General features: G+C 70.7%; 7 protein-coding genes. All 7 read left to right on the plus strand.

The features are described from left to right. Nucleotides 1-66 precede the first annotated feature (66 nt). The 7 genes from eccD (at nucleotide 67) to ACIA6T_RS12275 (ending at nucleotide 8,476) form a co-directional block, all read left to right on the plus strand. Nucleotides 67-1,464: a type VII secretion integral membrane protein EccD gene (eccD, locus tag ACIA6T_RS12245; protein WP_399446455.1), complete on the plus strand. Its 1,398-nt coding sequence runs from the start codon at nucleotides 67-69 to the stop codon at nucleotides 1,462-1,464. A gap of 18 nt (nucleotides 1,465-1,482) precedes the next feature. Continuing rightward, nucleotides 1,483-2,955 carry a type VII secretion protein EccB gene (eccB, locus tag ACIA6T_RS12250; RefSeq protein ID WP_399446457.1) on the plus strand — a complete coding sequence of 491 codons (1,473 nt, stop codon included), beginning with the start codon at nucleotides 1,483-1,485 and terminating at the stop codon, nucleotides 2,953-2,955. 361 nt (nucleotides 2,956-3,316) lie between these two features. Beyond that, a complete protein-coding gene (locus tag ACIA6T_RS12255; RefSeq protein ID WP_073936358.1) occupies nucleotides 3,317-3,667 on the plus strand; it encodes a hypothetical protein in 351 nt (116 codons plus the stop codon). A 67-nt stretch (nucleotides 3,668-3,734) separates the two neighbouring features. Next, nucleotides 3,735-4,055 carry a WXG100 family type VII secretion target gene (locus ACIA6T_RS12260; protein ID WP_399446458.1) on the plus strand — a complete coding sequence of 107 codons (321 nt, stop codon included), beginning with the start codon at nucleotides 3,735-3,737 and terminating at the stop codon, nucleotides 4,053-4,055. A 28-nt stretch (nucleotides 4,056-4,083) separates the two neighbouring features. After that, the gene (locus ACIA6T_RS12265; protein WP_399446459.1) at nucleotides 4,084-4,530 is read left to right on the plus strand and encodes a type VII secretion system-associated protein; all 447 of its coding nucleotides are present in this window, start codon (nucleotides 4,084-4,086) and stop codon (nucleotides 4,528-4,530) included. 12 nt (nucleotides 4,531-4,542) lie between these two features. Then, on the plus strand, nucleotides 4,543-7,986 hold the full coding sequence (locus ACIA6T_RS12270; protein ID WP_399446460.1) for an AAWKG family protein: 3,444 nt from the start codon (nucleotides 4,543-4,545) through the stop codon (nucleotides 7,984-7,986). Nucleotides 7,987-8,005: 19 nt separating this feature from the next. Beyond that, entirely contained in the window at nucleotides 8,006-8,476 is a 471-nt protein-coding gene (locus tag ACIA6T_RS12275; protein WP_399446461.1) for a YbaB/EbfC family nucleoid-associated protein, read from the plus strand. Nucleotide 8,477: the final 1 nt, after the last annotated feature.

Genomic DNA, 8,477 nt, shown 5'->3' on the forward strand with positions numbered 1-8,477 from the left:
GCTGCCCTTGCCACTTCCAGCCACCGCGTATCCCGTGGTCCGCCAGAAAGTGTGAACTCCGAACCCATGACTGAGACTCAGACGGCAAGCCTGTGCCGCGTCACCGTACGTGCTCCGGCCAGGACCGTCGACCTGGCCGTGCCCTCCGACGTCCCTGTCGCCGACCTGCTGCCCACAGTGATCGGCTACGGAGGGGACGACCTGGAGGAAACCGGTCTGGAGCACGGAGGTTGGGTGCTCCAACGGCTCGGCGGTCCACCGCTCGACCCCGAGAGTACCTTGGACTCCCTCGGTCTGCGGGACGGAGAGGAGCTTTATCTGCGGCCGCGCACCGAGGCGCTGCCCGAGGTGCACATCGACGACCTGGTCGACGGCATCGCCGACGGCATGGGCCGCAGACCGCACGGCTGGAGCCCGGAGGCCGGGCGGCGCCTGCTGCGCGGACTGGCCGCGGCCACCCTCGCGCTGGGCATCGTGCTGCTGGCCGTGCCCGGCACGGCGGGCTGGATACGGGCGGTCGCCGCCTCGGCCGCCGGACTGCTGCTGATCGCCGGGGCGGGCTCCGCCTCCCGTGCCGTCGGGGACGCCGGAGCCGGCTCGGTGCTCGGCCTCATGGCGGCCCCCTACTTCGCCCTGGCGGGCTGGCTGCTGCCCGGCGGCGACCTGGGCGGCGCCGACGGCGAGGCCGTCCTCGGCGCACGGCTGCTGGCGGCGTCCGCGGCCGGCGGCGCGGGCACGATCCTCGCCCTGGCGGCGGTCGGCGTCTACCCGGCGCTGTTCATCGGCGCGGCCTGTGTCGCCGCGGCGGGCGCGCTCGGCGCCGCCCTGATCACCCTGGACCTGGCGCCGCAGCAGGCGGCCGGTGTGGTGGCCGTCGTGGTGGTGCTCTTCGGCGGGTTCGTCCCGTCGCTGTCGTTCCGGCTGGCCGGCATGCGGATGCCGCCCCTGCCGACCAACGTCCAGCAGTTGCAGCAGGGCATCGACCCGTACTCCTCCTCGGACGTCGACGCGCGCTCCGCGCTGGCGGACGGCTGGATGACCGCCCTCTACGGCGCCATCGGCCTGGTGTGCCTGCCCTGCCTGGCGGCGCTCATGGCCGCGCCGGGCCTCGCCGAGATCCTCACCGTCGTGGCCTTCTCCCTGCTCCTGCTGCTGCACAGCCGGGGACTGGGCAACGTCTGGCAGCGGCTGGCGCTGACCTGCGCCGGGGCCTGGGGCGTGGTCCTGCTGCTGTCCGTGTCCGCGCGCTCCCTCGCCCCGGCGGACCGGCTGACCCTGACGGCGGGGCTGATGGGGCTGGCCGCCGCGATCATCATCGCCTCGTGGACGGTGCCCGGACGGCGGCTCGTCCCGTACTGGGGGCGCGCGGCCGAGCTGCTGCACTCACTCGCCGCCCTCAGCATCCTGCCGCTGACGCTCTGGTCGATGGGCGTCTACGGCTGGCTCCGCGGCATCAACGGCTGACCCGGGAGACACGGCGACATGCACAGCAAGCGCGACCAAGTACAGGCGCATCTCTTCATCATGGGGCGGCTGGCCTCGGCCATGCTGCGCGCCGAGCCGGACTCCCCGGAGAGCCCGCTGGGCCGGACCAACCGCGGCGCCGCGATCGGCGTGATCATCGCCGTGCTGGTGTGCGCCGGCGCCTTCGTCTTCGGACTCATCAGGCCCGGCGGCAACGACTCGTGGCGCTCGGGGGAGAACCTGGTCGTCGACAAGGACACCGGCGCCCGTTACCTGTACCTGGACGGGCGGCTGCGCCCGGTGCGCAACTACGCGTCGGCCCGGCTGGTCACCGGCGGCGAGGTCGGCGTCACGACGGTGGGCACGTCCTCGCTGGCCGGCACCCCGCACGGAACGCCCATCGGCATCCCCGACGGGCCCGAGGCGCTGCCGGGCACGGGCGACCTGGACCGCACCCCGTGGCTGGTGTGTTCCGACGTCCTGCCGCGGACGACGGGCGTCGTCACGACGACCACGACACTCGCCCTCGGCACCGACGCCCCGCAGGACGTGCCCGGCGGCCGGCGACTGGGCGAGAACGAGGGCCTGCTGGTCACCGGCCCGGACGACACCACGTACCTGCTGTGGCAGGGCAGCCGGCTGCGCCTGGACGGGCGGGCGAAGGCGGCCGAGGCCCTCGGGTACGGCGACGTCACCCCGCGTCCCGTCTCCGCGGCGTTCCTCGACGCCTTCCCGCTGGGCCCCGACCTGGCCCCCGCCGACGTACCCGGCCGGGGCGAGAAGGGCCCCGAACTGGGCGGGCGGAGCACCAGGATCGGGCAGCTCTTCAAGGTCGACGTCCCCGGCTCCGCCACCCGCTACCACCTGCTCACGCGGGAGGGCCTCGTCCCCCTCACCGACACCGGCGCCACCCTCCTGCTGGGCGACCCGCGGACGCGTGAGAAGGCGTACGGCGGTGAGGCCGCGGCCGTGGTGACGCTCGGCGCGGACACCCTGGCCGGGCATCTCGCCCCCGACGCGCGGAGCTCGGGGACGGAGCGGCTGCCCGCGAAGCCGCCGCAGGCGGTCACCGTCGCCACCGGCTCCGTGTCCTGCGCGGAGGTCGACTCCGCGGACTCCGGTGTGCGGGTGGGCACTTCGGTGCTGCCCGGGAGCGCCCTGCCCCCGGCGGTGCAGGCGCCGGCGCCCGAGGTCGAACCGGGCTGCCTGAAGGTCGACTCCATCGCCGTACGAGCCGGAAAGGGCGCGCTGGTCAGAGCGTTGAGCGCGAGCGGCAGCGCACTGGGCGACACGACGTACCTGGTGACGGACGAGGGCGTGAAGTACCGGCTGCTGTCCCAGGAGGCGGTGAAGGCGCTGGGCTACGAGGGCGTCGAGGCGCGGACCATGCCGTCCCCGATGCTGGCCATGCTGCCCAGCGGCCCGGACCTGACCCCCGAGGCGGCGGCCGTGGGCGAGGCCCGGGTGACGCTGCGGTGCCCGCGGACATAGGGGGTGAGGGCCCCCGCCGGGAAGCGGCAGGCAGGGAAATTCTCGGCGTCCCGCGGTCACCTCACGTTCAGCCGGGCGCTCGGCGCCACCCCGACGAGCGGCGCGGATGCCCGATCTGTCCGGCCGGATCCATCGCTCCGCTCACTTGAGCGGCGCGAATTCCTGGACATTGCTCAATTGAGCTTTCGGGTAAGGGACTTCGCGGTTCCGCGGGCAATTGCCAAACAAGTTGCAGCCTGCATAGCATCTGGCCACCCCATGACCCCGGCGAGTCATTCGTGATCGCGGGGGCGCCCTGTCTGCCCACAGGGCGAAGCGGGGGCCGCAGACCGGTGAGTTTCGCCGAAAAGGGAGTTCTCTCATGGCCATGCAGCAGTCCGAGGAACGCGCGACCCGCAATGGGATCATGGCGCTGGAACAGGCTTTCACCGGTGTTCAGCGCTGCCAGCAGGACGTGCAGTCCACGTCGCACACGCTCGCCTCGAATTACGGGGGCGCGGACGGTGGAAAGTACAAGAAGTTGCTGGAGCAGTGGGACGAGCACGTCGACACGATCCTGATCAACCTGGACCGGATGGTCGACGAGCTCAACGGCACCCTCACGGAGCACGGGCTGGTGCAGGGATCCACCAGCGACGCGATCGACGCGGAGTACTCGCGCTCCACGCAGGTGTTCGACGAGCTCAACGGCACCAACACGTCGTCGAACTGACCCGGCGCACCCAGCAGACCCCAAGCCCTTCAACTCTCGTCGTTCCCCCGGTGAATCGAGGACTCCGATGGACTTCTCCGACGGCTACATCTACGTCGACTACAACCACGCCGAAGGCGCGGCGGACGACATGATCAGCCAGTCCCAATCGATCATGAGCATTCTGGCCAACCTGGAGATGGAACTGGCCGAACTCCGCAACAGCTGGATCGGTGACGACCGGGACGTCTACAGCGAGGTCCAGGCGAAGTGGGACAACGCTGTCGAGAACATCAAGACCCTGCTCGCCAACCACTCCGGTCTGCTCACCGAGATCTCCGGCAACTACCGCTACACGGAGCAGAACCTCTCGCAGCGGTGGGGCGACATCAGGATCGGCAGCCGCTGACGCCGGCCGGTGACGGAAGGGTGATCGCATGGCCGTCACGGTCCTCGACAGCACGTTCCTGAAGAACTTCATCAACAACCAGATCGACGGCTTCCGGACGACCCTGGAGAACATCCTCAAGGACAGTCCGACCGCCGGGCCGGCGATCACGTTCATCGCGGACAGCATCTCGACCACGACGATCGACTCCGCGAAGCCGCTCGTCATCGGCCTCATGGCCGGCGAGAACAGCGCGGTCGGCGGGGGCGCCCTGAACAAGGTCGTCCAGCAGGGCGCGGACGAGGTCGTGCGCATCCTGGAGGACCAGACGGTCCTCTTCGAGGACCTCGAACAGGCGTTGTGGGACACCATCGACGAACTGGCCAAGAGCCAGGGCAAGAATCTCGAGAACATCACCGCGGACGAGTTCATGGACATCTTCGAGGATGTCGACAGTGATCTCGACAATCCGGGCGGCAACCAACAGGAAGAGTAGCGGAGTTCGGCGATGGCCAACCCCGAGGACAACAACAACGACAACTGGAAGAAAGCAGTTGACCTGCTCACCGGCTACATCCTGCCGGAGCGGAAGACGTTGTTCGACACTCTCAAGGGCAATGACGACATCCCGTTGATCCATGTCCGGGTGGAGGACGAGGGCGGTCCGGACTATTCATCGGGTTTCCTGTCCTCGGGCGGCTGGAAGACGCACAACACCGACTACACCATCCCGTACTACAAGCCGGCCGGCGACGACACGGCCGTCTCCGCGGGCAGCTACCTCTACCAGTACCGCGTGTACATCACCTTCCTCGCGTCGGGTCAGGCCTGGCCGCCGGGCGGGGACGACGTGATCCCGGGTTACACGAAGACCAGCGACAAACTGAAGGACAAGGGCGGCACGAACAGCGACGGCGAGAAGCTCGACTGGGACACCAACCCCCTGGTCCAGTACCTCTACGGCTCCAAGGCCGCCCTCTCGCAGCTCACCATGTGGCCCTACTCCACCCACGGGTTCGAGAACCGCGGCATCCCGGTGAACGACGCCGACTACGTCGATCTGCGCACCTTCACGAAGACGGCCCAGGCGTTCGACCGGGTTGTCAAGTTCTTCGAGGACAGTGCGGTCACCGTCGGCAAGTGGGACACCGAGAACATCGGAGAGGGCAGCGACTCCTGGGACGGCACGTCGGCCGCCATCTTCAAGGAGCTCATCCACAAACTGGCCCGGAACTACGAGGGGTACGCCGACCAGATCAACGGCAAGGGCGGCGGGGACGCCGTGGTCACCATCGACGACGTGACGGTGACGTCCGAGCCGGCCCGCGCCCTGGCCGAGGCCCAGCGCGTCGTCCTCACCCAGGCGCAGAACCTCTACAACGCCTGGGAGGCGTGGAAGGCCGAGAGCAATCCGCAGCGCTGGCTCTACGACATGCTGCAGGACGCCCGGCTGAAGCTCTTCGACACCCAGTTCGACAAGACGGACATCGACACGGTGTCCAGTGGCTCCGGGCCGTACACCTCCTGGCACAACTACGTGGTGTCGACCGACGGCTTCCGGAACGAGATCGTCATCGGGGAGAAGTCGTACGGCAAGCCGAGCGACATGACCACCTGGAAGGCGATCGCCGACGAGGCGGTGCGCCGGTGGGAGCAGTCCGTGCAGGACTGGCTCGGCACGAAGGGCGCCGAGGCCATCGTGGCGATCAACAAGGCGTTCAAGGCGGCCGAGAAGGCGTTCGACACCAGCATCACCGACAGGGACGACCGCCCCCTCTCCGAGATCTCCGCCAAGGAAGAGGCCGACGCCGAGAAGAAGAAGGCGGAGGCCGAAGCGGCGGCCGCCAAGGCCGAAGCCGAGAAGGAGAAGGCCGAGGCGAAGGCGGAGGCCGAGAAGGAGAAGGCGGAGGCGAAGGCCGAGCGGGACCGCGAGAAGGCCGAGGCGGAGAAGGAGAAGGCCGAGGCGAAGGCGGAGGCCGAGAAGGAGAAGGCCGAGGCCAAGGCCGAGCGGGACCGCGAGAAGGCCGAAGCCGAGAAGGAGAAGGCCGAGGCCAAGGCGGAGGCCGAGCGGGAGAAGGCGGAGGCGAAGGCCGAGCAGGAGCGGGAGAAGGCGGAGGCCAAGGCCGAGCAGGAGGCCGCCAAGGCGGAGGCCGAGCGGGAGAAGGCGGAGGCGAAGGCCGAGCAGGAGCGGGAGAAGGCCGAGGCCAAGGCCGAGCAGGAGGCCGCCAAGGCGGAGGCCGAGAAGGAGAAGGCCGAGGCCAAGGCCGAGCAGGAGCGGGAGAAGGCGGAAGCCAAGGCCGAGCAGGAAGCCGCCAAGGCGGAGGCCCGGCAACAGCAGGCGTTCGTCCTCGCGCAGAACCAGAAGGCTCAGGACGAGGCGAAGAAGGAACGGGAACGGGCCGCGGCCCAGGCCGAAGCCGACCGCGCCGAGGCGAAGGCCGAGCAGGAGGCCGCCAAGGAGGAGGCCGCCAAGGAGAAGGCGGAGGCGAAGGCCGAGCAGGAGCGGGAGAAGGCGGAAGCCAAGGCCGAGCAGGAGGCCGCCAAGGCGGAGGCCGAGCGGGAGAAGGCGGAGGCGAAGGCCGAGCAGGAGCGGGAGAAGGCGGAAGCCAAGGCCGAGCAGGAGGCCGCGAAGGCGGAGGCCGAGCAGGAGAAGGCGGAGGCGAAGGCCGAGCAGGAGGCCGCCAAGGCGGAGGCCGAGCAGGAGAAGGCGGAAGCCAAGGCCGAGCAGGAAGCCGCCAAGGCCGAGGCGAAGGCCGAGCAGGAGGCCGCCAAGGCCGAGGCCGACGCCGAGCGGGAAGCCGCCAAGCAGGAACAGGCCGACGCGCAGGCCAGGGCGGAGGCCCAGCAGGAGGAGGCCCGCCGCGAGGCCCTGCAGGAGAGGCAGCAGGCCAGGCTGGACGCCGAGAACGCCAAGGCCGACGCGCAGGCCGACTACGAGCGGGAGAAGGCCGAGGCCCGCGCCGAGCGCGAAGCCGCCCTCCAGGAGGCCGACCGCCAGGAGGCGGCGGCACGCCAGGAGTACGAGCAGGAGAAGGCCGAGGCCCAGGAGCAGCGGGACCAGGCACGCCAGGACGCCGAACAGGAACGCGCCGAGGCACGCCAGGAGTACGAGCGTCAGATCGCCGCCGGCGCCGACGAGAACGAGGCCCGCGAGGAGTACGACCGGCGGATCGCGGAGATCGACGCCGCCGAACAGGAGGCCGTCGACCGGGCGGACGCCGCCGAGGCCGACGCCAAGAGGGAGTACGACGAGGCGAAGGCCGACGCCCAGGCGGAACGCGAAGAGGCGCGCACCGAGGCCGAGCAGGCGCGCAAGGACGCCAAGGCCGAGTACGACCAGCGCATGGCCGACATCCAGGCCGAGTACGACCGGATCACCGCCGACGACAAGGACATCGACGAGCTGATCCGGCAGCGCATCGCCGACCTGCCCGAGCCCCCCGACCTCTCCGCCTACAACGGGGGCGGCTCCACGGGCTCGGCCGGCTCCGCGTACTCCTCCGTGTTCGACGACAACCTCTACAACCAGGACGACCTCGCCTCGGCGCTCGGGCGTCCGCAGGGCAGCGACGCCCTGGCGGGCGCCTCCGCCGGCGGCACCGGCACGGGATCGGGCTCGCCGGGGATGTACCCGCCGATGATGCGCGGCGCCGGCGGCGAGGCCGGCGGCAGCAGCGGCGAGCGCACCAGGACCGTCATCGAGCCCACGGTCGGCCGCTCCGGCCGGACGACCGCCGCGCAGACCGTCGACGACGAGGAGCACCGCGTCGTCCCCAGGTCCACGCAGACCAGCAGCAGCACGCCCTTCATGCCGCCCATGGGAGGCATGGGCGGGGCGGGGGAGAGGCCGCAGACGGAGAGCGGGGACAGGGAACGGACCACGTGGCTGGCCGAGGACGAGGACGTCTGGGGCACCGACGAGGGCGGCGCGCCGCAGGCCCTGGGGCGCTGAGGGGAAGGGGAGGACCGGGATGAGTCAGCCGATGGAGGACCGAGTGGCCCAGGCGATGGCCCACCTCAAGGCGGCGGAGGCGGCCGCGGCCTCGGCACGGGCCGAACTGGACGCGGCGTCGGCCACCGCGCGTTCGGCGGACCGGTCGGTGCGGGTCTCCGTCGGTGCGAAGGGCGAGCTGACCAGCCTGGAGTTCCTCGACGGCAAGTACCGGACCATGGCCGCCGCCCAGCTCTCCGCGGCGGTGCTGGAGGCCGCGAACACGGCGCGGGCCGAGATGGCCCGCCGGGTCGTCGACCTGCTCGACCCGATCACCAGGATGACCGCGCGCGGCGCCGCCCCGGAGCGGATGGGCGTCGACTGGGAGGCCGTCTTCGGCTCGCTGATCGCCGAGACCTCCGTGGCGAAGGGCCCCACGGCGATGAGCAGGCTCCGCGACGAGATCGTCGAGGACGACGAGGACGACAAGGGACGGCAGGGAGGCGCGTAAC

The organism is Streptomyces sp. NPDC051740, from assembly GCF_044453165.1.
Lineage (GTDB): Bacteria > Actinomycetota > Actinomycetes > Streptomycetales > Streptomycetaceae > Streptomyces > Streptomyces atrovirens.